The sequence below is a fragment of the Micromonospora sp. ANENR4 genome (assembly GCF_015354395.1).
In the GTDB taxonomy this organism is placed as follows: domain Bacteria; phylum Actinomycetota; class Actinomycetes; order Mycobacteriales; family Micromonosporaceae; genus Micromonospora; species Micromonospora aurantiaca.
Genome location: NZ_JADKYQ010000005.1, coordinates 29,423 through 54,626, shown reverse-complemented (window position 1 = coordinate 54,626; position 25,204 = coordinate 29,423). Strand labels below are relative to the sequence as shown.

Below are 25,204 nucleotides of genomic sequence, written 5' to 3'. Positions count from 1 at the left end.
CATGTCGGAGGAGTACGTCGGCTCGGGTGACCCGGCCTACGAGGCCAAGGTCTTGATGATCTCGGTGGCCGCGCGGATGGCGGGGATGCACCCCCAGACGCTGCGCCAGTACGACCGGCTGGGCCTGGTGCAGGCCGGCCGGGCGTCCGGCGGCGGTCGCCGGTACAGCGTCCGGGACGTGGTGCTGCTCCGCGAGGTGCAGCGGCTCAGCCAGGACGACGGGATCAACCTGGCCGGGGTCAAGCGGATCATCGGGTTGGAGCGGCTGCTCGAAGAGGCGCAGCAGCGGGTGGCCCGGCTGGAGGCGGAACTGGACGCCGCGTACCGGCGGATCGCCGAGCTGGAGTCACTCGGCGGCTTCCCCCGCGGCGACCTCGTGCCCACCAACCGGACGTCCACCGCGCTCGTCGTCTGGCGTCCGCGCCGCGCTCCCGACCGCTGACCTCGTACCGGAAGGCCGGTGCGCCCCGCTCCCCCGGGGCTGCGCCGGCCTTCGTCGTTCCCCGGGCGGTCCGCCGCCCGGCTCGGGGAAAGCCGGGGTACGGCAGAGCAGGGTCGACTAGGCTTTCCGCAGGGCAAAAAAGCCTCAAATCGGACTCCGGGCTGGCGGGGGGAGCCATGACGGAACCGGCGAAGAAGGTGGCCGAGCGCGCGGAGGAACGGCTGGAGAAAGTGGCCGAGAACGTCCGCGAGCGGTTCGACAGGGTCACCGAGGGACGCTTCAGCGACAAGGTCAAGGAAGGGCGCTTCGCCGACCAGACGGACCACGGCGTGGACCGGGCGCGGGACGACGAGCGGCGCAAGAAGCAGGGCGGGTCGACCTAGACGGCCTGCCGACGTGCGGGCCGGGATCCACGGGGGATCCCGGCCCGTTCGTGTCCCGCCCCTCGCGGTCGATCATGAAGTTGGCGGAGACAAACCGGACACCAAACACCGCCAAGTTCATGATCGACCAGGCGGGTCGGGTCGAGGTGGCTGGGCGACGCTGATCCGGGGGGTCAGAGGCGGCGGTTCTCGCGGACCAGGCCGCCCTCGCACCAGTCCCGGTAGACGAAGAGATCCGGCCGGGCGAGCAGCACCCGGCTGTTGTGCGCCCAGTTGCGCATCAGGTCGTCGCCGGACTTCTCGGCCTGCTCGACCAGCTTGCGGAACCGGCGCTTGGGGTGGGCGCGGAAGTTCGTCCGGATGCCGTCGGCGGCGTAGATGTAGAGGCAGTGCAGCGCGAACCGCCGCGCCGGGCAGCCCTGGTCCATCGCCAGATCGAACAGCGTCTGCACCAGGTGGTCACCGGCGACCAGCAGATCCCAGTCCGGCGGCATCGAGGTCAGCGGCACCGAATCCGGCTGATACGCCCACGACCGAAGCTCGGCGGGCGAGGGATCGACCGGGTTGGCGAAGCCGCGGAACGTCTCTTCCTGCACGCTCACCGGCCGACCTTCCGCTTGCGCTGGCGGGGGCGCAGGCCACCCGCGGACCCTGGCTGCTGGGCCGAAACGTTAACGCGGTTGGACAGAGCAGGGGTAGACCTTCCCGGGATCAATTTGACAACGCCGGGCCGGATCTGCCCTCGGCTGATCCGGCCCGGCCCGGTCAGTCGCCGGAGCCCAGGGGCAGCGGCGCGGGCGGACGAGCGGCGGCGGCGCGGGTGCGCAGCCACTGCTTGAACCACGGGCTGTCCGGCAGGCGGGCGAGCAGCGGCCCGGTCACCACCGTGATCAACACGTACGCGGTGGCGAGCGCGGCGAGCTTCGGCTCCACCGGGTAGACGGCCGCGACGGCCAGCCCGGCGATGACGATGGAGAACTCGCCGCGTGGAGTAAGCGCCAGGCCGGCCCGCCAGCGTCCGGGCTCGGCGATCCCGGCCCGGCGGGCGGCCAGGTAGCCGGTCGCCACCTTCGTCGCCATGGTCACCACTGCGAGCAGCAGCGCGGGCAGCAGCACCGGCGGCATGTCCAGCGGGTTGGTGACCAGCCCGAAGAAGACGAAGAAGACCGCGGCGAACAGGTCACGCAGCGGGGAGAGCAGCTCGGTGGCGTGGTGCGCCACCGGCCCGGACAACGCGATGCCCACCAGGAACGCGCCGACCGCCGCCGACACCTGGAGCTTGGCCGCGACGCCCGCCACCAGCAGGGTCAGGCCGAGCACCCCGAGCAGCAGCGCCTCCGGATCCTTGGCGGAGAGCGCGGCGGAGATCAGGTGGCCGTACCGGATCGCCACGGCCAGCACCACGACGACGGTGAACACCGCGATGGCGAGCGCGATGCCGCCCTTCATCAGGCCGACCCCGGCGAGCAGCGCGGTGACCAGCGGCAGATAGAGGGCCATCGCCAGGTCCTCGATCACCAGGACGGACAGGATCACCGGGGTCTCCCGGTTACCGACCCGGCCCAGGTCACCGAGCACCTTGGCGATCACGCCGGACGACGACACCCACGTGACGCCCGCGAGCACCACCGCCGCCACCCAGCCCCAGCCGAGCAGGAGCGCGAAGGCGAACCCGGGCAGCGCGTTGAACACCGCGTCGATCACGCCGGCCGGCGCGGCGGACCGGAGGTTGCCCACCAGTTCGTTGGCGCTGTACTCCAGGCCGAGCATGACCAGCAGCAGGATCACGCCGATCTCGGCGCCGACCGCGAAGAACTCCTCGCTGGCGTTGAGCGGCAGCAGCCCACCGTGCCCGAACGCCAGGCCGGCGAGCAGGTACAGGGGGATGGGCGACACGCCGAAGCGACGGCTCAGCCGGCCGAGCAGGCCGAGCAGGAGCAGCAGCGCACCGACCTCGATGAGCAGGATTGTGGTTTCGTGCATACGCGTCAGCCGTCCGGATCGGTCTCGGCGAGGATCGCGGTCACGCCGTCGAGCCCCTGACGGGTACCGACCACGACGACCACATCGCCGGCTTCGAACCGGAAGGTGGGATCGGGCGAGACGTTCACGGCGCCCTGACGCAGCACGGCCACGATCGACGCGCTGGTCCGGGTGCGTGCCTTGGTGTCCGCGAGCCGCCTGCCGACGTACTTCGACCCCGCCGGGATGGCGATCTGCTCGGTCAGCAACCCGGCGGCCTGCTCACGCAGACCGGAGAGCTGACCCAGCATCAGCGACGCGCCGAGGATGTCGGCGAGCGCCTCCGCCTCGTCGTCGGTCAGGGGTATGTCGTGTTGGCAGGAGTCGGGATCGTCCGGGTCGTAGAGGACCAGGTCGCGACGGCCATTGCGGTGGGAGACCACGCCGAGCCGGCGGCCGGACTCCGTCATCAGATCATGACGTACGCCGATCCCGGGCAGGGCGGTCTGTTCGACACGTACTCGCACGCCGGTGAGGCTACTCCGGGCACGCACCTGCCGCGTCCGGGGTGGATCGGGTGCCCGGTGGTGCGGGATCAGGGGGCGTCGTCGCGAGCGGTGACATAGGTGCCCTTGCCCTGATGCCCCTCGACCAGACCTTCGGCTTGAAGGATCAACAGCGCCGAGCGGACCGGCTCCGCAGACACCTGGTAGTGCGCGATCAGCTCACGCAGGGAGGGGAGTTTGTCGCCGGGGCCGTACTCGCCCGAAGCGATCTTGTCTCTGATGTCCTGCGCGATTCTCTGACGGTCCGAAACTCGGGGCATGGCGGCAACTCCTGGTAGGCCCCAAGATCTTCCCACGAGTCAGACCGGTCAGCCAACACTTCGCGTGCTAAGCATGCTCACTCCTTGTCATGCAATGCTTTGCATTGTGTGTTCCTCGTGCGGATGCCTTCGGCGGAACGCCTGGTAGGCAAACCGGCCCTCCGGTTGGCACCCGTGGTCGGCGCGACTGGTCGTGCGCGGCCAGTCGTGTCGCCTCACCCGTCTCCTTTGGTCTCCAAGAAGGGACAGTGTCGTGCGCAATCTCCTGCGAATACGTCCGAAGCGGCGGAGCCTGACCCCGCCCAACTCCGCGCCGGTCGGCGCCTACCGCTCCGCGTCGTACCTTCCGCTGCGGCCCTGGCAGGTGCGGGGCCGCCGCTTCACGACGTGCCGTCGAGGGCTGGACCCGGCCGAGGTCGCGGCGTTCCTGGATCGCGCCGCCGGGGATCTCGCCGCCGCGTACGCCGAAGTCGCCCGGAGTCGTGAGGAGACGGCCCGGATCAAGGGTGCGTTGCGCGAGTGGCAGTCCCGGCAGGCCCCGTCGATGCGTGACCTGGCCGGGCGGCCGTGACCGGGCGGTACGTGATCCATCTGCCGGTGCGCGCGGCCGATCTGGCTCGGGCGAAGATGCTCGGTCGCACGGCCGGGCGGTCGTTGGCCTTCCTCGCGGTGGTGGAGCTGGGCGGGATCACCGTCTCGGCCGAGGACGACCAGGCCGTACGCCACTGGGTGTTCTGCGACCGCAAGCTGGACGGCGGCCGGCGTTGCGTGCTGCGCGCCGACCACGAGACCCCCTGCCTCGCGCGTCTCCCGCGTCGCTGAGATCTTGGTACGAAACGGCCCCTCCAAGGGCCTTTTCGTACCAAGATCTCTCCGGCTGGACCGGAGGACGGTGACTCAGGTCACAGGGGTGGAGTTGAGCGGAATAGACTCAACTCTGGTTGTGTCATGTCCAGTGGACACGCCGATCCGGGGGAGCCCATGAACACGGAACGTCTCACCACCAAGAGCCGCGAGGCCATCACCGGTGCCGTCGCGCTGGCGAACCAGCGCGGTCACGCCACCGTGGAGCCCTGGCACCTGCTGCTGTCACTGCTGGACACCGAGGGCTCGACCGCCGCGGGCCTGCTGCGCGCTGTCGGGGCCGACCCCGCCGAGCTGCGCCGCGTCGCCCAGCGGTCGGTCGACGCGCTGCCCGCCGCACGCGGGTCGAGCATCGCCGAGCCGACCCTGGCCCGCGAGTTCGTCAACGCCATCGGCGCCGCCGAGCAGATCGCGCGGCCGCTGGGCGACGAGTACACCTCCACCGAGCACCTGCTGGCCGGGCTGGCCCGGGTCGGCGGCGCGGTCTCGGTCGCGCTGAAGAACTCCGGCGCCACCGAGGAGAACCTGGTCGCCGCGTTCCCGACCGTCCGGGGCGGCGACCGCCGGGTCACCACCGCCGACCCGGAGCAGACCTACCAGGCCCTCGCCAAGTACGGCGTGGACCTCACCGCCAGCGCCCGCGACGGCAAGATCGACCCGGTGATCGGCCGGGACTCGGAGATCCGCCGGGTGATCCAGGTGCTGTCCCGGCGTACGAAGAACAACCCGGTGCTGATCGGCGAGCCGGGCGTCGGCAAGACCGCGATCGTGGAGGGCCTGGCCCAGCGGATCGTGGCCGGCGACGTGCCGGAGTCGCTGCGGGACAAGAAGCTGGTCTCGCTCGACCTCGGCGCGATGGTCGCCGGCGCGTCGTACCGCGGTCAGTTCGAGGAGCGGCTGAAGTCCGTGCTGGAGGAGATCAAGAACTCCGACGGCCAGGTCATCACGTTCCTCGACGAGCTGCACACGGTGGTCGGCGCGGGCAAGGGCGAGGGCTCGATGGACGCCGGCAACATGCTCAAGCCGATGCTGGCGCGCGGTGAGCTGCGGATGGTCGGCGCGACGACGCTCGACGAGTACCGCGAGCACATCGAGAAGGACCCCGCGCTGGAGCGCCGCTTCCAGCCGGTGCTGGTCGGCGAGCCGACCATCGAGGACACCATCGGCATCCTGCGCGGGCTCAAGGAGCGCTACGAGGTGCACCACGGCGTACGCATCACCGACGCCGCCCTGGTCGCCGCCGCCGCGCTCTCCGACCAGTACATCACCGACCGCTTCCTGCCGGACAAGGCGATCGACCTGGTGGACGAGTCCGCGTCCCGGCTGCGCATGGAGATCGACTCGCGCCCGGTCGAGGTGGACGAGATCGAGCGGGCGGTACGCCGCCTGGAGATCGAGGAGATGGCGCTGGCGAAGGAGCCGGACGCCGCGTCCGCCGAGCGTCTGGAGCGGCTGCGCAAGGAGCTGGCCGACAAGCGCGAGCAGCTCACCGCGCTCTCCGAACGCTGGCAGACCGAGAAGAGCCACATCACCAAGCTCTCCACCGCCAAGGAGGAGCTGGAGCGCCTCGGCGGCGAGGCCGAGCGGGCCGAGCGCGACGGCGAGCTGGAACGCGCCGCCGAGCTGCGGTACGGCCGGATCCCCGCGCTGCGGACCGAGCTGAAGCAGGCCGAGGAGGAGCTGGCCCGGCTCCAGGCCGACGGCGCGATGCTCAAGGAGGAGGTCGGCGCGGACGACATCGCCGCCGTGGTCGCCTCCTGGACCGGCATCCCCGCCGGCCGGCTGCTCGAAGGCGAGACCGCCAAGCTGCTCCGGATGGAGGAGTCGCTGCGGGCCCGCGTCGTCGGCCAGGCCGAGGCGGTGGGCGCGGTCTCCGACGCGGTGCGCCGCGCCCGGGCCGGCGTCGCCGACCCGGACCGCCCGACCGGCAGCTTCCTGTTCCTCGGCCCGACCGGCGTCGGCAAGACCGAGCTCGCCAAGGCGCTCGCCGAGTTCCTCTTCGACGACGAGCGGGCCATGGTCCGCATCGACATGAGCGAGTACGGCGAGAAGCACTCGGTGGCCCGCCTGGTCGGTGCCCCGCCCGGATACGTCGGCTACGAGGAGGGCGGCCAGCTCACCGAGGCGGTACGCCGCCGGCCGTACTCGGTGATCCTGCTGGACGAGGTGGAGAAGGCCCACCCGGACGTCTTCGACGTGCTGCTCCAGGTGCTCGACGACGGCCGGCTCACCGACGGTCAGGGCCGTACCGTGGACTTCCGCAACGCGATCCTGATCCTCACCTCGAACCTGGGTTCGTCGGTGATCAGCGACCTGACGCTCAGCGAGAACGAGCGCCGGGAGGGCGTGCTCGCGGTGGTCCGGTCGCACTTCAAGCCGGAGTTCCTCAACCGGCTCGACGACATCGTGGTGTTCGCCGCGCTCCAGGGCGAGGACCTGCGGTCGATCGTGGACATCCAGCTCGACCGGATGCGTACCCGTCTCGCGGACCGCCGGCTGGGCCTGGAGATCACCGACGCGGCCCGGACGTGGCTGGCCGAGCACGGGTACGACCCGATCTACGGCGCCCGCCCGCTGCGCCGGCTGGTGCAGTCGGCGATCGGCGACCAGCTCGCCAAGGCGCTGCTGGCCGGTGAGATCCGCGACGGCGACACGGTCCGCGTCGACCTGTCCGACACCAAGGAGTCCCTCGCGGTCACCGCCGCCTGACCCGCCCCACCCGCGAAGGCCCGGCCGCCCAGGCCGGGCCTTCGCCGTCCGGTGGGACGGGCGGCGCAGCGGGCGACAGCCGAATATCCTGCCCGGAACGTCAATCGACAGTTAAGGAGCCGCAGATGCGCCTCAGCCTGCCGGCGGTCCCCGCTTCGCCGCGAGAGCACACCGCTCGCTGACGCTTCGCCGCCGGATCCCGGCGGCGGTGCTCCTCGCCGCGAAGCGGTCCCTCATGACCGTTTCCCTCCTGGCTCGAGGAGCTCTTCTTGCGTGCCCTTCCACCCGCGCGTCTCGGCGCGGACTTCACCAGACTGTGGACCGCTTCGGCGGTCTCCAACATCGGTGACGGTGTCACCATGGCCGCCGGCCCGCTGCTGGTGGCCGCCGTCAGCAACGATCCGGCCCTGATCGCCGGCGCCGTCTTCGCCCAACAACTGCCTTGGCTGCTGTTCGCGCTGGTCAGCGGCGCATACGTGGACCGGCTCGACAGACGTCTGCTGGTCGTCGTCGTCAATCTGTTCCGCGCCGCGGCGCTGGCCGGGCTGACGCTCACCGTCGCCACCGGCACGGTCACCGTGGCGGTCATCTACGTGGTGCTGTTCCTGCTCGGCGTCGGTGAAACCCTCGTGGACACCGCGATGGGCGCTCTGCTCCCGGCGGTGGTCGCATCCGAGAGGCTGCCCGCCGCCAACGCCCGGCTGTACGCGACGTTCACCATCGGCAACCAGTTCGTCGCCAAGCCGCTGGGCGCGTGGCTGTTCGTCGTCTCCGCCGCTGTGCCGTTCGGGCTCGACGCGCTGACCTTCGCGGCTGCGGCGGCCCTGATCGCCGGCATCCGACGGGCGCCCGTGCCGGACGAGGCCCGTCCGCGCGGCTCGCTGCGCGGCGAGATACGCCAGGGTGTGCGCTGGCTGTGGCGGCACCGCCTGTTGCGGACGCTCGCCGTGAGCATGGGCCTGGGCAACGTAGCGTTCGGTGCCGCATTCGCGGTGTTCGTGCTCTACTGCCGGCAGCGACTGGGCCTGTCCGACGTCGGGTACGGCTTCCTGCTGACCTCGTTCGCTGTCGGGGGCCTGTTCGGCACGACGGTTGCCGGCGCACTCACCCGGGCGCTCGGCGCCGGTACGGTGCTGCGTGGCGGCCTGGTCGTCGAGGTCGTCACACACGTGACCCTGGCCGTCACGACGGCGCCCTGGATCGCCGCCGCTGTCCTGATCGTCTTCAGCGTCCACGCCATGGTCTGGGGCATCACCGCCGCGTCGGTCCGGCAGCGAATCGTGCCGTCCCACCTGCGCGGGCGGGTTGGCAGCGTGTATGCGCTGCTCGATCTCGGCGGAGCCGCGCTCGGTGCGCTCCTCGGCGGTCTGCTGGCCGGGACCTGGCGGATCACCACACCGTTCTGGGCCGCGGCGGGGGCTATGGCGGCGATCGCCGTGTTCGCCTGGCGTCCGTTGCGCGACGCGACCCGGCTGACCTGACCCTGTGGTTAACAAGGGGCCCTTCCTCTACCGGAGGCGTTAACAGGGGGCCCTTCCTTGTGGTTGGAGGGGGTGGTGGGGTGGGCACATAGTGGGGCATGAGTGCGTGGGAGCGGGAACTGGACGAGGCGGCGCGCGAACTCGACGGCGCGGACACCCTCGCCTTCGGCGGGGTGGGGCTGGCGGGTCAGGTGCTGCCCGCGACCGAGGCGTACCGGCGGCTGGAGCAGGGGCTGCGGGAGCACCCGGAGGCGGCCCGCAAGCGGGTCGACAAGCTGCTCCGCAAGGGTTCACCGGCCGGGCGGGCGTACGCGGCCACGCTGCTGGAGGCTGTCGACCCGGCCGCCGGGCGGGACGCCTGGGCGCGGCTGCGCGGCGACGGCGGCGAGTTCACCACGTTCTCCGGCTGCCTCATGGGCCGCGCCACGCTGGGCGAATATGCCACCGACCGGCTCGCCGGTGCCGAAGGTAGCTGAGCGCACACTCAGCGAACGGGACTTCAGAAGGCGTGCGTGCGGTTGTTACCGTTCCCGCCGAGCGCGTTGGGGGAGGCGGCAGTGAACGGTTCGTTGGCGTACGTGGTGACCACGCTGGGGTGCCTCGTCGGGGTGGCCGGTGTGGTGATCGCCGTGATCGCGGTACGGAAGTCCCGGTCGGCGTCCCGCCCGAAGACGAAGGCGGCTCCGGGTGACCCGTTCCGGGACCGGGACGCCGACGCGCTGCGGGGTGACCCGCGTGCCCTCAAGCCCGGCGACATCGTCGAGATCCGCACGGTGCCGTACACCGTGCGCGGCTCGGTGCACCTGGTCGAGGGCGGCTGGAGCTGGGCGGAGCACCTGCTCGACGACGCGGGCGGCGTGAAGCGCTGGCTCTCCGTCGAGTCCGACCCGGACCTGGAGATGGTGCTCTGGACCAGCGAGCCGGGGGCCACCGTCTCGCCTGGCGCCCCGACGCTGGAGATCGCCGGCCGCCGCTACAACTGGGACGAGTCGGGTCAGGCCCGGTACACCGCGACCGAGGGCACCGGCCTCGACCCGCACGGCACCATGCGCTACTACGACTACCAGGCGCCCGGCGGCGCACGGCTGTCGTTCGAGGCGTACGGGGAGGCCGGCTGGGAGGTCAACCTCGGCGAGGAGCTGCGCCGCGCCGAGGTGATGATCTACCCGCAGGGCGGCCCGGAGACGGTGCGCTGACGTGCTCGTCTGTCTGGACGCGCCGTACGTCGACACCAGCGCCGCCGATCTGAGCCTGGCCCTGGGCGGCCCGGAGCTGCCGGCGCTGGCCGTACGCGACATCGACCTGCCCGGCCTGCCCCGGCTGCGGCTGCGCCTGCTCGGCGCCTCCCACCAGGTGGTGCTCGGCACGCTCACCGAGACGGTCGCCTGCCTGCCCGGCCGCCCGCCGCACCTGCCGGGCACGCTGCACGACGAGACGGCCGGCTACCGGTTCCTCGCCACTGTGCTCCGGCCGGAGGGCGACGGCCTGCGTACCCGGGTCGCGGCGCTGCGCGCCGAGCTCGCAGACGACCCGTATGCGCTGATCGGCGTCTTCCCCGGTGACGAGGACGCGGTCACCGCGCTCTCCGTGCGGCCCGGCCCGCCGGACGGCGCGCTCGCCTGGCGCACCTGGCACGCCTACCCGCAGACCAACGAGCTGGTCCTGACCGAGACGGTGGTGGAGGAGCTGTGACGTACCGACGGTGGTTCGTGGTGGGCGTGGCGGTCGCCGTCATCGGCGCGCTCATCGCCGCCTTCACGATCTTCTACGGCAACTTCTCGCCCCGCGGCTACGTGGAGGACAACTTCTCCCGCGCCACCGGGCGGGACATCGGCTCGAACGCGATCGCGTACACCTCGAACAAGGCGCCGAGCGACGTGTCCAAGCAGATCACCGACGCCTGGAAGCCGGCCGACCAGTACGTCGACGGCAGCGGCGTCTACCTGCGCTACGACGACGACTCGGTGGTGATCCTCCCGCTCGCCGTCGGCTCGGTGATCCTGCTGGAGAAGATGACCACCGCCTACCCCCGGTACCACAACGTCGTCGGCAACAGCTGGGGCTGGGGCCGAGGCAGCACGGTCCGGGGCGGCGGCCCCGGTTCCGGCAAGTAGCCCCTCCGACCCCCTCACCCTGGAGTCTCCCGTGCAGCATCTCGTCACCGACCTGCTGGTCACCCTCGCCTACGGCGCGGTCGGCGTCGTCCTGATGGCGATCGGCTACGTCCTGGTCGACCTGGCCACCCCCGGCAAGCTCCACGAGCTGATCTGGACCGAGCGCAACCGCAACGCGGCGCTGCTGCTCTCGTCCAACCTGCTCGGGGTGGGCACGATCGTGGTCGCCGCGATCGTCGCCAGCGACGACGACTTCACGCTGGGGCTGGTCGGTGCCGCCGCGTACGGCATCCTCGGTCTGGTGATCATGGCGGCGGCGTTCGTGCTGCTCGACGTGGCCACCCCGGGCAAGCTCGGTGAGCTGCTCGTGGACCCGGAGCCGCACCCGGCGGTGTGGGTCTCCGCCACCGTGCACCTCGCCACCGGTGCGATCATCGCGGCCGCGATCATCTGATGAGCGGCAAGCCCGCACAGCATTCGGCGGGGAAGGACAAGCGCACCCAGACGGTGATCTGGTCCGTGGTCGTCGGGGTCGTGGTGGTCGTCTGCGCCATCGGCGCGTTCGGCGGCGACTCGGACACCTCGGTCCCCGCGCCGGCCGCCGACGAGCGCTCCGGCACCGTGCCGATCCTCCGGGCCGCCGCCGGCAGCCAGGGCATCTGCTACGGCTGGGAACTGCTCGACGTGTACGACGAGGTGAGCGTCGGCTCCAACCTCGGCGACGGCACCACAGTCGTCGAGGCGCCCGGCTGCGCGCGCTGGATCGCGGTCTCCGCGAACGTCAGGTACACCTCGTCGAGCAGCGAGTCGGAGGACTCCGCCACGATCCGGATCAAGGGGTCGGACGACATCGAGTTCGCCGACCTCGCCGCGATCGAGACCCGGCTGGGCCGCTTCGGGCTGGACGAGGACGCGTTCGTCGACGACCCGGGCTGGGCCGTCACCCGGGCCGCCACGATCCTGCCGCTGCTCGCCGCCGAGCGCGGGCTCGCCGAGCCGGCCGCGACGCCCACCGCCGCGCCGTCGACGGCCGCCGCCCCGCTGCCGGACGCCGGAAACGACTTCTGGCGGGACCGCTGGATCTACGTCCTCAGCTCGGTCGGCCTGTTCCTGCTCGCCGCGCTGTTCCTCGCCGTGGGCGTGCGACAGCGCCGCAACCACCGGGTACGGGTGCCCGCGCAGCGCGCCGGGGCGGGAGCCGCCGGACGTACCCGGAGCAGACGGTGACCGCCGACGTGGCCGCACGGCCGCGGTGGCGCCTGGCCCGCTCGGCGGTCCTGCTCGCGGTCTTCGTGTGCGCGGCCTGCGGCCTGGTGTACGAGCTGGCGCTGGTCGCGCTCGGCAGCTACCTGATCGGCGACACGGTCGGCCAGGCGTCGATCGTGCTCGGCGTGATGGTCTTCGCGATGGGCGTCGGCGCGCTGGTGGCGAAGCCGTTGCAGTCCCGGGCGGTGGTCTCGTTCGCGGTGATCGAGCTGACGCTGGCGCTGCTCGGCGGCCTGTCGGTGCTCGGCCTCTACGCCGCGTTCGCCTGGCTCGACCTGTACGGCCCGGCGCTCGTCGGCACCGCGTTCGTGCTCGGCCTGCTGATCGGCGCGGAGATCCCGCTGCTGATGGTGATGCTGCAACGCATCCGGGAGCAGTCCGCGGGCAGCGCGGTGGCCGACCTGTTCGCCGCCGACTACGTGGGCGCGCTGCTCGGCGGGCTGGCGTTCCCGTTCCTGCTGATCCCGGTCTTCGGCCAGCTCAAGGGCGCGCTCGTGGTGGGCGCGGTGAACGCGGTCGCCGGCGTGGTGCTCGTCTTCACCGTGTTCCGGTCCGACCTCAGCCGTCGGGCGCGGGCCGCGCTCGGCGCCGCCACCGTCGTGGTCGGTCTGCTCCTCGGGTACGCGTGGGTGACCGCGCACGACTTCGAGGTGACGACCCGCCAGCAGCTCTACCGCGACCCGGTGGTGCACGCCGAGCGCAGCCGCTACCAGGAGATCGTGCTGACCCGCTCGGTGCGCGAGCCCGGCCACTCCGACACCGACCTGCGGCTGTTCCTCAACGGCGACCTCCAGTTCAGCTCGATCGACGAGTACCGCTACCACGAGGCGCTCGTGCACCCGGCGATGCGCGGGGCGCACGGCGACGTGCTGGTGCTCGGCGCCGGGGACGGGCTGGCCGCGCGGGAGCTCCTCAAGTACCCGGACGTGCGCTCGGTGACGCTCGTCGACCTCGACCCGGCGGTGGTCGAGCTGGCCCGCCGCGAGCCGCAGCTGCGTGAGCTGAACCGGGAGTCGCTCACCGACCCCCGGGTGCGGGTGCTCAACCTGGACGCGTTCGCGTGGCTGCGTACCGCCACGGACCGCTTCGACGTGGTGATCGCCGACCTGCCCGACCCGGACGAGACGGCCACCGCGAAGCTCTACACGATCGAGTTCTACACGCTGATCCGGCCTGTGCTGGCCCCCGGCGGGCGGCTCGTCGTGCAGTCCGGGTCGCCCTACTTCGCGCCCCGGTCGTTCTGGTCGATCGAGCGGTCGATCCGCGAGGCGGGCTTCGCCACCGTGCCCTACCACGTCGACGTGCCGAGCTTCGGCGACTGGGGGTTCGTGCTCGCCGCGCCGGGTGACGTCGCGCCCGAGCTGGCGCTGCCGGACGATCCGCCGCCGCTGCGGTTCCTCACCCCGGCGGTGCTGGCCGCCGCCGGCACGTTCCCCGCCGACCGGGCCCGGATCGACGTACCGGCCTCCACGCTGTTGCGGCCGAGGGTGCTGGACTACGCCCGCGAGGAGTGGCGCGGCTACTAGGTTTCGGGACATGCCACCCGAATCGTCGTCGCGCCACCGACCGGGGATCGGCTGGCTGGTCCGCCGGCTGCCGACCCGGGCGGTCGAGGCGGCCTCCTACCTCCAGGCGTTCGTGCTCTCCGGCGTGGTCACCGTGCTGGCCGTGCGGGCGTACCTGAAGGCCACCGACTATCCACAGCTCGGCGGCGGCGGGCTGCACATCGCGCACGTCCTCTGGGGCGGCCTGCTGCTCGCCGTCGGCCTGGGCATCCCGCTCGTCTTCCTCGGCGGCGGCGCCCGCAGCGGCGGGGCGGTGATCGGCGGCATCGGCTTCGGACTCTTCATCGACGAGGTGGGCAAGTTCGTCACCACCGGCACCGACTACTTCTACGCTCCCGCCGCCGCCATCATCTACGTCGCGTTCGCTCTGCTGGTCCTGCTCACCCAGGCGGTACGCGGACGCACCGGCCGGTCCCGGCTGACCCCCGCCGAACGCACCGCGAACGCGCTGGACATGGTGCTCAGCGGCCTGCCGGGCGGACTGACGGATCGCCGCCGGATCGCCGTGCTGCGGCTCGTGCAGGGCACCGGACCGGCCACCGAGACGGCGGTGGCGCACCTGCTGGACGCCGTACCCCATCGGGAACCGCCGCCGGTGCCGCTCTGGCAGCGGGCGGCGGACCGGGCCCGGCGTCTCGCCGTCTGGGCGGCCGGACGCCGCTGGCTGGTCTGGCCGGTGGTGGTCTACCTGGTCGTCGAGCCGGTGCTGACAGTGGTGGCGGTGTTCCTCGACGGCGTGACCGGGCACCTGGACCAGGAACGGGAGTGGGGCGCGGTGCTCGGCGTCAGCGCCACCGCGCTCGTCACCGCGGTGCTCGGTCTGCGGGCCGCCTGGCTGCTGCGGCGCAACCGGGCCGAGGCGTTCCGCCTGTTCAAGCTGGCGCTCCTCGTCGACCTGCTGTTCGGCCAGGTCTTCAACTTCACGGTGAACCAGTTCGGCGCGGTCTCCGCCGTCGCGCTCGATCTCGCCCTGCTCGGCGTGGTCACCGCCGAGCACCGCCGGTTGCGGCGCGCCGCCGAGAGGTGAGCCATTCCGGCGTGCTGACCTGGTGGAAGATCGCTACGGTGGGCATCTGATCCAGGAAGGGAGAATCATGGTCGATGCTCCGGGCACCCCGCCCCGCACGCGTCCCGGCGTGGTGACGCTCTCCAGTTGGCTGCTCATCCTCGTCGCCGCGATCCAGGTGCTGAACCTGATCGTGGCACTCGCAGTCGTCGGCAAGATCCGCGATGTTCTCGCCGACGCCTACGCGGGCACCTCGGCCGAGTCGGCCGCCGACATCGCGTACGCGTTCAGCATCATCACGGCCATCGTGTCGCTGCTGATCGCGGCCGGCCTCGTCGTCCTCGCGCTGTTGAACAACCGGGGCAAGAACGGCTCCCGGATCACCACCTGGGTGCTGGGCGGCATCCTGTTCTGCTGCACCGGCGGCGGGCTGCTGACCGGTCTCACCGGCGGCATGACCGGCGGCGGCAACACCACCGGTGACGTGCCCAGCTCGGAGGAGATCCAGCGCCGGCTGGAGGACGCGCTTCCGTCCTGGTACACCCCGGTCAACCTGCTGCTGGGCCTGGTCGCGCTGCTCGCCCTGCTGGCCGCGCTGATCCTGCTGGCGCTGCCGCAGGCGAACGAGTTCTTCCGCAAGCCCAAGGCCGGCTGGGAGCCGCCGGTGCCCGGTGGCGCCTACCCGGCGTACCCGTCGCACCCGGGCCAGTCGGGCGACCCGGCGTACCCGCCGTACCCGCCGGCTCCCGGCACGCCGCCGTCGGCGCCCGGTGGTCAGCCGCCGTCCGCCGGTGGTCAGCCGCCGTCCGCGCCGGGCGGTCAGCCGGGTGAGCGCCGCGATCCGGAGCCGCCATCCGGAAGTTGACGTCCGGATTACAGCGACGCCGACGATCCCTCCGAGTAGGTTGCAAGCCGACGCCTACCGGAGGGATCAGTCGTGTCGTACCCCGAACGGGCCGCACCCCGCCGGCCGGGCACGGTCGTCGCCGCGGCGGCGCTGCTGCTGGCGATGGCGGTCGGTGCCGTGGCGTACGCGGTGGTCAACCTGGCCGTCGGCGGCGGCACGGTGGGCCGGTTCCGGGACGCGGCGGCGGAACGGACCGGCGCGAGCGGCGGCGACATCGACCAGGTGGCCGGCCTGCTGCGCGGCTCCACAGTGCTGGCCGCCGTGCTCGGCGTGCTCGCCGGGCTGCTGCTCGCCGGGCTCGCGCTCGGTCTGCTCGCCGGCCGGTCCGGCGCCCGCACGGCGACCTGGGTGGTGGCCGGGACCGGCCTGCTCTGCGGTTGCTGCGGGCTGGCGGTGCTGGTCGGCCAGCGCGCCGCCCCGCTGCGGCTCGGCGCGGACGACCGGATCACCGCAGAGCTGCTGGGCCTCGTCGGCGACGCCTACCCGTCCTGGTGGATCCCGGTGAACGCGACGCTGTCGGCGGCGCAGATCCTCGGCTACCTGGTGGTCGCCGTGCTGCTCACGCTGCCGCCGTCCGGCGCGTTCCTGCGTCGTCGTACCGCACCGCTGCGGCTGTCCGGCTACGGCTCGACCGTGTCCGGCGCGACCGCCCCCGGGCCGACGCCGTGGGGACCGCCACCCGGCCTGAACCCGCCCGCCTCCGCGCCGCCCGCCTCCGGCCCGTCGCCGTACGAGCGGCCCGCACCGCCCCCGTCCGCACCGCCCGCGCCCCCGCCGGGTGGGTTCCCGCCACCTCCGGAGGACCGCCGATGACCGGTGACACCGACCCCTCCCGGCGCCGTGCCCTGGTCACCGGCGCCAGCCTCGGCATCGGCGAGGCGTTCGCCCGCCGGCTGGCCGCGGACGGCTGGGACCTCGTCCTGGTGGCCCGGGACGCCGCCCGGCTCGACGCGCTGGCGGCCGAGCTGACCGGCCGGCACGGCGGCGACGCCGAGACGATCGCCGCCGATCTGTCCACCGAGGACGGCTGCGCGGCGGTCGAACAGCGGCTGACCGCCGGTACGCCGATCGAGCTGCTCGTCAACAACGCCGGCATCAGTCTGAACACGTCGTTCGTCCGGTCGTCGGTGGCGGACGAGGCGCGGCTGGTGCGGCTCAACGTGCTCGCGGTGCTGCGTCTGACCCACGCCGCCCTGGGCCCGATGACCGAACGAGGCCACGGCGCAGTGATTAATGTCTCTTCCGTCGCGGGCTTCGGTGTCCCCATGCCGGGATCCACGTACTCGGCCAGCAAGGCGTGGGTGACGAATTTCAGTGAATCGATCGGCCAGTCCGTCGCGCCGCTGGGTGTGCGTGTGATGGCGCTCTGTCCCGGCTACACGCGAACCGGAAATCACGAACGCGCGGGCATCGACATGTCGCGCCTGCCCGCCTGGGCCTGGCTGCGAGCCGACGATGTGGTCGCCGAAGGGCTCCGTGACCTGCATAAAGGTAAGTCCGTCAGTGTCCCGGACTGGAAGTACAAGGTGGCGGTGGCCGGGCTGCGGCACGCGCCCAAGCGGCTGCTGCGCGGCTTCCGGCGGGACACCCGGGGCGCGGTCGGCCGGCAGCGCGGCTGACCGGCGAGGTACGCACCCGAGCCGGTTCGGTGGCCGGCCGGGATGGACGGTCGCACAGCGTAGCCGCTCATCGCCACCCGTCGGTCGCCCGCAGGGTTGACCAGGGCGGACCCGAAACACGGCGCTCAGACTTGCGAAGTACGCTCTGGGGCCATGGGCGACCACGACGACCTGCGCAAATTCATCACTGACCTTGCTGTGGTGCACGGCCGGGTGGTGCTCTCGTCGGGCCGCGAGGCGGACTGGTACGTGGACCTGCGCCGCGTCACGCTCCATCACGAGGCGGCTCCGTTGATCGGTCGGGTCATGCGTGACCTCACCGCCGACTGGGCGTACGACGCGGTCGGCGGCCTGACCCTGGGCGCCGATCCGGTGGCCGCCGCCATGCTGCACGCCTCGGCGGGCACCGGCCGCGCGGTCGACGCCTTCGTCGTCCGCAAGGAGGGCAAGGCCCACGGTCTCCAGCGCCGGATCGAGGGGCCGGACGTCTCCGGGCGACGGGTGCTCGCGGTCGAGGACACCTCCACCACCGGTGGAAGTGTGTTGACGGCCGTCGAGGCATTGCGTGAGGCAGGGGCCGAGGTGGTGGGTGTGGCGGTTATTGTTGATCGAGGTGCCGGCGACACGGTGCGAGCCGCCGGATTGCCCTATCGGGCGGCCTATACGTTGGCTGACCTCGGCCTTGTGGCGTAAAAGTTTGCCGATTCGGATCTGCTGATATGCAGGCGGATCGATGCTGCTGGTGGAAGGATGGAATACGTGGGAACTGCGTTGGCTGAAATGACCATGCCTCAGATCTCGCCGCTTGCCGGCGAGCCGATCGAACGCGCCGACGCCGAGCGGCTTGCGGGGGTCCTCAAGGCCCTTGCGGACCCCGCTCGGCTGCGGCTGCTCAGCCTGATCCAGTCGGCTCCCGAGGGGGAGGCGTGCGTGTGTGACCTCACCGCGCCGCTCGGCCTCTCGCAGCCGACGGTCAGCCACCACCTGCGAATCCTCACCGAGGCCGGCTTGCTGGAGCGGGAGAAGCGCGGGGTCTGGGCGTACTACCGGCTGGTGCCGTCCGCGATCGCCACGATCGCGGATCTGCTCACCCCGCCGCGGAAGCGGGCCACGAAGAAGGCTCGCTGAAACCTCCGGGCCGGCCCGAACGAGGGTCGTCCCGACCGGGTGACCGGTGGCGTGCGAGGGGTGGCGCCATCAGCGCACGGTGACGGCTGTCGTCGTCCGTGTGACCCGGCTGGAGCAGTGATGTCGAAGGCCGGTCCTCGTCCGAGGGCCGGCCTTCGGCGTCCGTACGTGCTCAGTGGCGGTGCTGACCGCCGTGCCCGTCACCGTGACCGGGGCGGTGCTCCTCGATGCTCTCCCGGGCCGCCTCCACAGTGCCGGCCATCGTCGCCGCGGTGATGACGGCGACCGCCTCGCCGCGCTTGCGCGCCCGCCGGTCGCGGAGGAACTCGAAGAAGATCGGCAGCACCGAGATCACGATGATCAGTGCGACCACCGGCAGGATGTACCTGTCGATCTTGTCGCCGATGGCGTCGTAGATCTGCCGGGCCAGCAGGTAGCCGACCAGCAGGATGCCGTCCACCCAGAGGACCGCGCCCACCACGTTCCACACGAAGAACTGGCGGGCCGGCATGCCGAGCACCCCGGCCACCGGGTTGAGGAACGTCCGCACGATCGGGATGAACCGGGCCAGCACCACGGCCTTCGCCGGGCCGAACTTCTGGAAGTAGTACTCCGCCTTCTCCACGTACTCCCGCTTGAACAGCCGGGAGTTGGGCTTCTCGAACATGCGGCGGCCGTACCGGGCGCCGAGCCAGTGCCCTAGCTGGGCGCCGACGATGGCGCAGATCGGACCGCCGATCAGCAGACCGGCCAGGGACAGGCGGGTGCCGTCGCCGAAGATGGCGTCGGCCACCGGTGAGGCGGCCACCCCGGCCAGGAACAGCAGCGAGTCACCCGGGAAGAAGAAGCCGACCAGCAGCCCCGTCTCGGCGAAGAGGATCACCCAGACGCCGATCATGCCGAAGGTGTGGATGAGGTCCTTCGGGTCGAGCGGGTTCAATGCCACGCTCTCGGAGAACATCCGGGTCTTCTCTGCTGTGTCCACGGCCACACAGGGTACCCCGGCCCGGTCCGGCATATCGGCCGGACCGGGCGTCGTCGTCAGAGGCGGGGGTCCACCGGCTCGGACTCGCAGGCGAGGATCGCGAACACCAGCTCGTGGCGGCGCCAGAGCGGAGCGTCCTCGGCCAGCGCGTCCAGGGCGGCCAAGCCGAGGCCGTGCTCCCGCAGGGCGAGCCCGCGCTTGCGCCCCAGCGACCGGCGGCGCAACGCGGCGAGCTGCGCCGCCCCGGTGTACCCGGGACCGTAGATGATCCGCAGGTACTCCCGCCCTCGGCACTTGATCCCCGGCTGGAGCAGCGAGCCCTTCGGCGAACGGGCGGCCAGGCCCGCGTACGGCTTGACCACCATGCCCTCGCCGCCGGCCGCGGTGAGCGTCAGCCACCACTCGGTGGCGTCGGCCACCGCCGACTCGTCGGCCAGGTCCACCACCCGGCGTCGGGTCGGGGTGAAGAACTCCGGGTCGGCGGCGCAGAGCCGGTCGGCCAGCGCCAGGTGCCAGCCGTGGTCGCGGTCGGCGTAGCTCACCCCGGCCCCGGCCAGCACCGCGAACGGCGCCAGCGTCACCCCGCGCAGCCCGTCGGTCGGCCGGACGTACGCCCGGTAGGCAGCCGAGTAGGCGGTGACCTCGGCGGCCCGCCCGGCCATCCGGTTGCGCAGCGTGTCCACCGGCATCCCGCGCCCGGCGGCGGTGTCCAGCGCGGCGAGCACCGCGGGCAGCGCGGCCCGCCCGGCCGCGCCGACCCCGGCGTACTGCTCGCGGATCAGCCCGCCCGCCTTCGCCGACCAGGGCAGCAGCTCGGCGTCGAGCAGCAGCCAGTCGGTGCCCAGCTCGGCCCAGAGGCCGGCGGTGGTGACCGCGGCGCGCACCCGGGCCAGCAACTCGTCGTCGAGCGGCGGGCCGAAGAACGGCCTGCCGGTACGGGTGTGCACCACCCCGCCGCCGAAGCGGCCCGGCTTGCGCTCCACGAGCAGCACCGCCCGCGAGCCCATGTGCTTCTCCTCGCAGACCACCCGGTCGACGCCCGCCGCGCGGTAGTCGGCGAACGCCTCGGCCGGGTGTTCCAGGAACCCGTCCACTGTCGACGTGGAGCAGGGCGCCATTGTCGGCGGCAGCCACACCAGCCGGCCCGGGTCGACCGCGAACCGGCTCATCACCTCCAGCGCGGCGGCGGCGTTCTCGGCCGGCACTGTGAGCGACCCGTACGCGTGGGTGAGATGCCGTCGCCCGGTGACGTCGGCCAGGTCCAGCACGGTGTCCGGCCGTGACGGTGCGACCGGGACCAGCGGGCGGGCCGGGGCGTACCACTCCTTGACCGCCGGGACGGCCACCAGCTCCTTCTCCGGGTAGCGCAGCGCGGTGAGCTGCCCGCCGAACACGCAACCGGTGTCCAGGCAGATGGTGTTGTTCACCCACTCCGGCTCGGGCGTCGGCGTGTGCCCGTACACGACCATCGCCGAACCCCGGTAGTCCCGCGCCCACGGGTAGCGCACCGGCAGGCCGTACTCGTCGGTCTCGCCGGTGGTCTCGCCGTAGAGCGCGAACGACCGCACCCGGCCGGACGCCCGTCCGTGGTATGCCTCCTTCAGCCCGGCGTGCGCCACCACGAGCCGGCCGCCGTCGAGCACGTAGTGGCTGACCAGCCCGTCGATGAACGTCTCCACCCCGGTGACGAACTCCGGCGGCTCGGCGGCGAGCTGCTCCATCGTCTCGGCCAGGCCGTGGGTCAGCTTGACGTCCCGGCCGCGCAGCTTGCGCAGCAGCTTCTGCTCGTGGTTGCCCGGCACGCAGATCGCGTGGCCGGCCGCCACCATGCCCATCACCAGGCGGAGCACGCCGGGCGAGTCCGGGCCGCGGTCCACCAGGTCTCCGACGAACACCGCGGTACGCCCCGACGGGTGTGCCGCGTCCACCGGGCGGCCCGCGTCGTCGTGCCGCAGCACGTAGCCGAGCCGGGACAGCAGCGCCTCCAGCTCGGTACGGCACCCGTGCACGTCCCCGACCACGTCGAACGGACCGGTCAGCTCGCGCCGGTCGTTGAACAGCTTCTCGTAGCGGATCTCCGCGGCGTCGATCTCGTCCACCCCGCGCAGCACGTGCACCTTGCGGAAGCCCTCGCGGGCCAGCCGCCCGTACGACTGCCGCAGGTCGCGGCGCATCCGGTTGAGCACCTGCCGGCCGTGCGTGCGGTCGGCGCGCGCCTCGGTACGCTCCCAGGCCACCGCCTCCGGCACGTCCAGCACGATCGCCACCGGCAGCACGTCGTGCTCCCGGGCCACCCGGATCAGCCCGGCGCGGGCGTGCGGCTGGAGGTTCGTCGCGTCGACCACGGTGAGCAGGCCGCGCCGCAGCCGGATGGCGGCGACGTGGTGCAGCGCGTCGAACGCGTCGGCGGACGCGGACTGGTCGTTCTCGTCGTCGGCCACCAGGCCGCGGAACGTGTCCGAGGAGAGCACCTGGCTGGGCGCGAAGTGCCGCCGGGCGAACGTGGACTTGCCGGAGCCGGAGACGCCGACGAGCGCCACCAGTGCCAGCTCGGGGATGTCCAGGACGGTCATCGGTTCGTCGCCTCCTTCCGGTCGTTGCTGTCGTTCCGGTTGTTCCGGTCGGCCCGGTCGCGCCGGCCGGTGCTTTCGTCGCGGTCGGCGCGGGTGAGCACCGCCATCTGGGTCGGCGTGCCGACCTCCGGGTCGTCGTCGCCGACGCCGCTGAGCACCGCCGTGTAGCCGTGCGCCGCCGCCACCCGGTCCACCCAGGCGGCGAACTCGGCCCGGGTCCACTCGAACCGGTGGTCCGCGTGCCGGAACCGGCCCGGCTCGAGCCCCTCGTAGCGCACGTTGTACTCCACGTTCGGGGTGGTCACCACCACCGTGCCCGGCCGGGCGTGGCCGAACACCGCGTCCTCCAGCGCCGGCAGGCGCGGCGGGTCGAGGTGCTCGACGACCTCCATCAGCACCGCCGCGTCGTACCCCCGGAGCCGATCGTCCCGGTAGGTCAGCGCGGACTGCCACAGCCGGATCCGGTCCCGCTGCCGCTCCGGAAGACGGTCCAGGCGCAGCCGCCGGGCGGCCAGACCGAGCGACCGGTCCGACACGTCGACGCCCACCACCTCGGTGAACCGCCGGTCGGCGACCAGCGCGGTGAGCAGCGCGCCGCCACCGCAGCCCAGGTCCAGCACCCGGCTCGCGCCGCTGTCCCGCAGCGCGGCCAGCACCGCCTCCCGACGCCGTACCGCCAGCGAGGCCCGGCGGACGTCCTCCGCCGTCCCGGCCCCGCCGCCCGACGACTCGGCCGGCTCTCCGGTCGACGGCTCGATGCTGTCGTCGGCGGGCGGCTCGTCGGCCAGCCGCAGCTCGGTGAGCCGGGCCATCGCCTCGCCCGCGAGCGCCCGGCGGTGCGCCAGGTAGCGGCGCGTGATCAGGCCCCGCTCCGGATGACCCGCCAGCCAGCCGGCGCCGGCGCGCAGCAGCTTGTCCACCTCGTCCGGCGCCACCCAGTAGTGCTTCGCGTCGTCGAGCACCGGCAGCAGCACGTACAGGTGGTTGAGGGCGTCCGCGAGCCGCAGCGTGCCGGTCAGCGTCAGGTCGACGTAGCGGCTCTCGCCCCAGTCCGGGTACGCCTCGTCGAGCGGGATCGGGGTGGCAGTCACGGTCCAGCCCAGCGGGGCGAAGATCCGTACCGCCAGCTCGGCGCCGCCCCGGCAGCGCAGCACCGGCACCCGTACGGTCAGCGGGATCGCGCTCGCCGCCAGCTCGGGACGGTCGCGCGACTCGCCGCGCAGGGCGGAGCGGAACACCTTCGCCAGCGCCGACGAGAGCAGGCTCGACGCCGCGTACGGGCGGTCGTTCACGTACTGTCCGAGCGCGAAGCCCTCCGGCGCGCGGTTCTTCCGGCCGCCGCCCAGCTTCAGCGGATCGACCTCGACCAGCAGCGCCGCCGTGCAGCGCGCCTCGTCCGCCTCCGGGTAGAACACATGCGCGGACCCGGCGGGCAGGTCGAAGCTCTGCACGCGGTCCGGATGCTTCACCAGGAGGTGGCCGAGGTCGGTCGCCGGACGGTGGGTCGTGGTGAGGGTCAGCAGCACTTGTCGATGATCTCTTGGTTTGTTGGCTCGTGTCGTGGGGTTTCCGGGGAGCCCGACCCGCTCCGGGCGGTCAGGCTTGATCCCTGCGCGGGCCGGGCTCCCCGGAAACCTGACGTGGCCCGGCTTGTCGGAGCCGTGCTGCTGGATGTCCTTCTTCTATATGGCGGTGCCCCGCCGACCTCTGGGTCGGCGGGGCACCTGGTGTCGCGTGGGTCAGGCGACGAAGCGGGTCTTGCGGCGGCGGGTCAGCACGTAGCCGACCACACCGGCGGCGAGCAGCAGCGCGCCGATGCCGGCGATCAGGCCGGTGGCGGAACCGGTGATCGGCAGCGTGCCGCCGTCACCGCCGCCCTGGCCACCGTCGCCCGGGTCACCGGGCGTGCCGGGGGTGCCGCCGGCCGGGTTGATGACGATCGCGGCGGTGTCGTTCTTGCCGTTCGGGTCGCCGGCGAGCTTCGTGGTGAAGCTGCCGGTCGCGTTCGCGGTCACCGTGTCGACGCGAAGGCGGAACTCGTACGGGTTCTTCATGCCCCTGGGGCTCTCGGTGACCTGGCAGGCGTACTCCTTGGCGCCCGGCTCACCCCAGTTCGCGGTCCACGGGTCCCACTCCTTCGTGGGCAGGAACGGCACGCAGTCGTACGGCGCCTCGACGGCGGTCGTGCCGGCCGGGACGGTGACCCGGACCGGCAGGTCCTCCAGGCGGATGCCCGGGGTGCCCTGGCCCAGGTACTCCAGCGTGGCCGGACCCAGGTTGGTGAAGCTCGGCGCGACAGTGACGACGTCGCCCTTCTTCCCGGTGGCGGTGGCGCCCTCGGCGGCGAGGTCGGCCGGGTTGTCACCGGTGACCTTCACTGTTGCGACAGTGAAGTTGTTCATCTGGTCCAGGTCGGTCTGCGGCACCCGCGCGGCCTGCACCGACTTCTCGACCAGACGCAGCTCGGGGCCCGTGCCGGGCTTGACCTCGTCGAGCCAGTCCTCGAACGCCTGGTCGAAGTCGTCGGTGGTCCACCAGTCGAGGTAGACCGGGAACCGGGCGCCGGTACGCGTCTCCGGCCGCAGCTTGATCGGAAGGTCCTCGGAGAGCTTGTACGACCGGCCCGGCTCGATCTTCGTGTCGAAGGCGCAGAAGGCGTAGAACCCGTCTTCCTGAGCCCGGCAGTTGGAGAAGTTCCCGCCGTACGACGCGAGCCAGTCGGCCTGCACGACGAGCACCGTCCCGTCGACTGTGGTGTCGCCGCCGTTGCGGACGACACCCGGCACGGCGGCGCGGCCACCGGGGGCGCCGCTCGCCTCGACGGTCGGGTCGCTCACCAGGTCGACGCCCTCGGCGATGGTGACGCCGGCCGTACCGGTGGCGGTCTTGCCGCCCGACGTGACGCTGATCTTCAGTGCGCCCTTCTGGCCCGGCTCGGCGGTGTCCTTGCCGTTGACCAGGTAGTCGAACCAGGGCTCGTCGCCGTCGGCGAGGTCCGCCTCGCAGTGCATCTTGGTGGAGGAGACGTCGCAGGTCCAGTCCCACGCCGGCTCGACGGTGGCGAAGCCCGAGACCGCGGAGAAGTCGATGTCGATCGTGGTCCGGCCGAACTTGGGCTCCGACTCGCCGTCGGACACGTGCGCGAAGAGCGAGCCGTAACCCAGGTGGCCCGGGGCGACGAGCAGGTCGTGCGTGACGACCTCGAACGGCGCGTCCGCCGCGAGGGCGGGGGTGGCGGAGGCGGCGACGAACGCGCCTGCGACGCCCAACCCGGCGAACCAGCGCCGGGTGGAGTTGCTGAGCATGTGGGGGGTCCTCCCGTGGGGTGATCAGGTGGAGCCCCCGGAGCTTAAGGATTCCTTAAAGGATCGCGT

General features: G+C 72.3%; 27 protein-coding genes. 19 read left to right on the top strand and 8 right to left on the bottom strand.

Features of this window, described 5'->3' with window-relative positions:
* Position 1 precedes the first annotated feature (1 nt).
* Positions 2 to 442, top strand: a complete 441-nt coding sequence (locus IRY44_RS10130; protein ID WP_120572381.1) for a heat shock protein transcriptional repressor HspR — start codon at positions 2 to 4, stop codon at positions 440 to 442.
* A 176-nt stretch (positions 443 to 618) separates the two neighbouring features.
* Positions 619 to 825, top strand: coding sequence for a hypothetical protein (locus tag IRY44_RS10125; protein WP_013283368.1), 207 nt, complete (start codon positions 619 to 621; stop codon positions 823 to 825).
* A 173-nt stretch (positions 826 to 998) separates the two neighbouring features.
* Here IRY44_RS10125 and IRY44_RS10120 read toward each other — a convergent pair whose 3' ends face one another.
* The 4 genes from IRY44_RS10120 to IRY44_RS10105 form a co-directional block, all read right to left on the bottom strand.
* Positions 999 to 1,427: a hypothetical protein gene (locus tag IRY44_RS10120; RefSeq protein WP_135242700.1), complete on the bottom strand. Its 429-nt coding sequence runs from the start codon at positions 1,425 to 1,427 to the stop codon at positions 999 to 1,001.
* Between the two features lie 163 nt (positions 1,428 to 1,590).
* Entirely contained in the window at positions 1,591 to 2,808 is a 1,218-nt protein-coding gene (locus IRY44_RS10115) for a cation:proton antiporter (protein WP_194800188.1), read from the bottom strand.
* A gap of 5 nt (positions 2,809 to 2,813) precedes the next feature.
* Positions 2,814 to 3,314, bottom strand: coding sequence for a cation:proton antiporter regulatory subunit (locus IRY44_RS10110; protein WP_047892103.1), 501 nt, complete (start codon positions 3,312 to 3,314; stop codon positions 2,814 to 2,816).
* A gap of 68 nt (positions 3,315 to 3,382) precedes the next feature.
* Complete coding sequence (locus tag IRY44_RS10105; RefSeq protein ID WP_120572379.1) at positions 3,383 to 3,613, bottom strand: winged helix-turn-helix domain-containing protein; 231 nt, start codon at positions 3,611 to 3,613, stop codon at positions 3,383 to 3,385.
* Positions 3,614 to 3,866: 253 nt separating this feature from the next.
* Between IRY44_RS10105 and IRY44_RS10100 the strand changes: the two genes are divergently transcribed.
* From IRY44_RS10100 to IRY44_RS10020, 17 genes are all read left to right on the top strand, one after another.
* Positions 3,867 to 4,184 carry a DivIVA domain-containing protein gene (locus IRY44_RS10100; protein WP_194800187.1) on the top strand — a complete coding sequence of 106 codons (318 nt, stop codon included), beginning with the start codon at positions 3,867 to 3,869 and terminating at the stop codon, positions 4,182 to 4,184.
* A complete protein-coding gene (locus tag IRY44_RS10095) occupies positions 4,181 to 4,435 on the top strand; it encodes a hypothetical protein (protein ID WP_120572377.1) in 255 nt (84 codons plus the stop codon). Before IRY44_RS10100 ends, IRY44_RS10095 begins: the two co-directional genes overlap by 4 nt.
* 159 nt (positions 4,436 to 4,594) lie before the next feature.
* On the top strand, positions 4,595 to 7,186 hold the full coding sequence (clpB, locus tag IRY44_RS10090; protein WP_194800186.1) for an ATP-dependent chaperone ClpB: 2,592 nt from the start codon (positions 4,595 to 4,597) through the stop codon (positions 7,184 to 7,186).
* A 269-nt stretch (positions 7,187 to 7,455) separates the two neighbouring features.
* Positions 7,456 to 8,667 (top strand): MFS transporter, encoded by a 1,212-nt coding sequence (locus tag IRY44_RS10085; protein ID WP_194800185.1) that lies wholly within the window; start codon positions 7,456 to 7,458, stop codon positions 8,665 to 8,667.
* A gap of 98 nt (positions 8,668 to 8,765) precedes the next feature.
* Entirely contained in the window at positions 8,766 to 9,143 is a 378-nt protein-coding gene (locus IRY44_RS10080) for a hypothetical protein (RefSeq protein ID WP_194800184.1), read from the top strand.
* Between the two features lie 81 nt (positions 9,144 to 9,224).
* The gene (locus IRY44_RS10075; protein WP_194800183.1) at positions 9,225 to 9,863 is read left to right on the top strand and encodes a DUF4178 domain-containing protein; all 639 of its coding nucleotides are present in this window, start codon (positions 9,225 to 9,227) and stop codon (positions 9,861 to 9,863) included.
* Position 9,864: 1 nt separating this feature from the next.
* Positions 9,865 to 10,359: a DUF2617 family protein gene (locus tag IRY44_RS10070; RefSeq protein WP_194800182.1), complete on the top strand. Its 495-nt coding sequence runs from the start codon at positions 9,865 to 9,867 to the stop codon at positions 10,357 to 10,359.
* A complete protein-coding gene (locus tag IRY44_RS10065) occupies positions 10,356 to 10,781 on the top strand; it encodes a DUF4247 domain-containing protein (protein ID WP_194800181.1) in 426 nt (141 codons plus the stop codon). Before IRY44_RS10070 ends, IRY44_RS10065 begins: the two co-directional genes overlap by 4 nt.
* A gap of 31 nt (positions 10,782 to 10,812) precedes the next feature.
* Positions 10,813 to 11,235, top strand: coding sequence for a DUF350 domain-containing protein (locus IRY44_RS10060; protein WP_030269725.1), 423 nt, complete (start codon positions 10,813 to 10,815; stop codon positions 11,233 to 11,235).
* The gene (locus IRY44_RS10055) at positions 11,235 to 12,008 is read left to right on the top strand and encodes a hypothetical protein (RefSeq protein WP_194800180.1); all 774 of its coding nucleotides are present in this window, start codon (positions 11,235 to 11,237) and stop codon (positions 12,006 to 12,008) included. The genes IRY44_RS10060 and IRY44_RS10055 overlap by 1 nt, the downstream gene beginning before the upstream one ends.
* Entirely contained in the window at positions 12,005 to 13,573 is a 1,569-nt protein-coding gene (locus IRY44_RS10050; RefSeq protein WP_194800179.1) for a polyamine aminopropyltransferase, read from the top strand. Before IRY44_RS10055 ends, IRY44_RS10050 begins: the two co-directional genes overlap by 4 nt.
* A 67-nt stretch (positions 13,574 to 13,640) precedes the next feature.
* Positions 13,641 to 14,639 (top strand): hypothetical protein, encoded by a 999-nt coding sequence (locus IRY44_RS10045; RefSeq protein WP_194800421.1) that lies wholly within the window; start codon positions 13,641 to 13,643, stop codon positions 14,637 to 14,639.
* 67 nt (positions 14,640 to 14,706) lie between these two features.
* On the top strand, positions 14,707 to 15,483 hold the full coding sequence (locus tag IRY44_RS10040; RefSeq protein WP_194800178.1) for a hypothetical protein: 777 nt from the start codon (positions 14,707 to 14,709) through the stop codon (positions 15,481 to 15,483).
* Between the two features lie 72 nt (positions 15,484 to 15,555).
* Positions 15,556 to 16,338, top strand: a complete 783-nt coding sequence (locus IRY44_RS10035; protein WP_194800177.1) for a hypothetical protein — start codon at positions 15,556 to 15,558, stop codon at positions 16,336 to 16,338.
* Positions 16,335 to 17,144, top strand: coding sequence for an SDR family oxidoreductase (locus IRY44_RS10030; RefSeq protein WP_194800176.1), 810 nt, complete (start codon positions 16,335 to 16,337; stop codon positions 17,142 to 17,144). The genes IRY44_RS10035 and IRY44_RS10030 overlap by 4 nt, the downstream gene beginning before the upstream one ends.
* Positions 17,145 to 17,297: 153 nt before the next feature.
* Complete coding sequence (pyrE, locus tag IRY44_RS10025) at positions 17,298 to 17,837, top strand: orotate phosphoribosyltransferase (protein ID WP_091413808.1); 540 nt, start codon at positions 17,298 to 17,300, stop codon at positions 17,835 to 17,837.
* A 57-nt stretch (positions 17,838 to 17,894) separates the two neighbouring features.
* Positions 17,895 to 18,272 carry a helix-turn-helix transcriptional regulator gene (locus IRY44_RS10020; RefSeq protein WP_007454255.1) on the top strand — a complete coding sequence of 126 codons (378 nt, stop codon included), beginning with the start codon at positions 17,895 to 17,897 and terminating at the stop codon, positions 18,270 to 18,272.
* 172 nt (positions 18,273 to 18,444) lie between these two features.
* On the opposite strand, the gene IRY44_RS10015 is transcribed toward IRY44_RS10020, so the two are convergent.
* The 4 genes from IRY44_RS10015 to IRY44_RS10000 all read right to left on the bottom strand — a co-directional run bounded on the left by IRY44_RS10015 (position 18,445) and on the right by IRY44_RS10000 (position 25,135).
* Complete coding sequence (locus IRY44_RS10015) at positions 18,445 to 19,290, bottom strand: DedA family protein (protein ID WP_194800175.1); 846 nt, start codon at positions 19,288 to 19,290, stop codon at positions 18,445 to 18,447.
* A 23-nt stretch (positions 19,291 to 19,313) separates the two neighbouring features.
* Positions 19,314 to 21,830 carry a polynucleotide kinase-phosphatase gene (locus tag IRY44_RS10010; RefSeq protein ID WP_194800174.1) on the bottom strand — a complete coding sequence of 839 codons (2,517 nt, stop codon included), beginning with the start codon at positions 21,828 to 21,830 and terminating at the stop codon, positions 19,314 to 19,316.
* Complete coding sequence (locus IRY44_RS10005) at positions 21,827 to 23,356, bottom strand: 3' terminal RNA ribose 2'-O-methyltransferase Hen1 (protein WP_194800173.1); 1,530 nt, start codon at positions 23,354 to 23,356, stop codon at positions 21,827 to 21,829. Before IRY44_RS10005 ends, IRY44_RS10010 begins: the two co-directional genes overlap by 4 nt.
* 213 nt (positions 23,357 to 23,569) lie before the next feature.
* Positions 23,570 to 25,135 carry an LPXTG cell wall anchor domain-containing protein gene (locus tag IRY44_RS10000; protein WP_194800172.1) on the bottom strand — a complete coding sequence of 522 codons (1,566 nt, stop codon included), beginning with the start codon at positions 25,133 to 25,135 and terminating at the stop codon, positions 23,570 to 23,572.
* Positions 25,136 to 25,204 lie beyond the last annotated feature (69 nt).

What these genes read in the sequence shown, in the direction of transcription:
- IRY44_RS10030 (WP_194800176.1), top strand. Translation starts at nt 16,335, where the DNA reads ATGACCGGTGACACCGACCCCTCCCGGCGCCGTGCCCTGGTCACCGGC.
- IRY44_RS10080 (WP_194800184.1), top strand. Translation starts at nt 8,766, where the DNA reads ATGAGTGCGTGGGAGCGGGAACTGGACGAGGCGGCGCGCGAACTCGAC.
- IRY44_RS10105 (WP_120572379.1), bottom strand. Translation starts at nt 3,613, where the DNA reads ATGCCCCGAGTTTCGGACCGTCAGAGAATCGCGCAGGACATCAGAGAC.
- IRY44_RS10000 (WP_194800172.1), bottom strand. Translation starts at nt 25,135, where the DNA reads ATGCTCAGCAACTCCACCCGGCGCTGGTTCGCCGGGTTGGGCGTCGCA.
- IRY44_RS10115 (WP_194800188.1), bottom strand. Translation starts at nt 2,808, where the DNA reads ATGCACGAAACCACAATCCTGCTCATCGAGGTCGGTGCGCTGCTGCTC.
- IRY44_RS10130 (WP_120572381.1), top strand. Translation starts at nt 2, where the DNA reads ATGTCGGAGGAGTACGTCGGCTCGGGTGACCCGGCCTACGAGGCCAAG.
- pyrE (WP_091413808.1), top strand. Translation starts at nt 17,298, where the DNA reads ATGGGCGACCACGACGACCTGCGCAAATTCATCACTGACCTTGCTGTG.
- IRY44_RS10015 (WP_194800175.1), bottom strand. Translation starts at nt 19,290, where the DNA reads ATGCCGGACCGGGCCGGGGTACCCTGTGTGGCCGTGGACACAGCAGAG.
- IRY44_RS10125 (WP_013283368.1), top strand. Translation starts at nt 619, where the DNA reads ATGACGGAACCGGCGAAGAAGGTGGCCGAGCGCGCGGAGGAACGGCTG.
- IRY44_RS10020 (WP_007454255.1), top strand. Translation starts at nt 17,895, where the DNA reads ATGGAATACGTGGGAACTGCGTTGGCTGAAATGACCATGCCTCAGATC.
- IRY44_RS10040 (WP_194800178.1), top strand. Translation starts at nt 14,707, where the DNA reads ATGGTCGATGCTCCGGGCACCCCGCCCCGCACGCGTCCCGGCGTGGTG.
- clpB (WP_194800186.1), top strand. Translation starts at nt 4,595, where the DNA reads ATGAACACGGAACGTCTCACCACCAAGAGCCGCGAGGCCATCACCGGT.
- IRY44_RS10055 (WP_194800180.1), top strand. Translation starts at nt 11,235, where the DNA reads ATGAGCGGCAAGCCCGCACAGCATTCGGCGGGGAAGGACAAGCGCACC.
- IRY44_RS10010 (WP_194800174.1), bottom strand. Translation starts at nt 21,830, where the DNA reads ATGACCGTCCTGGACATCCCCGAGCTGGCACTGGTGGCGCTCGTCGGC.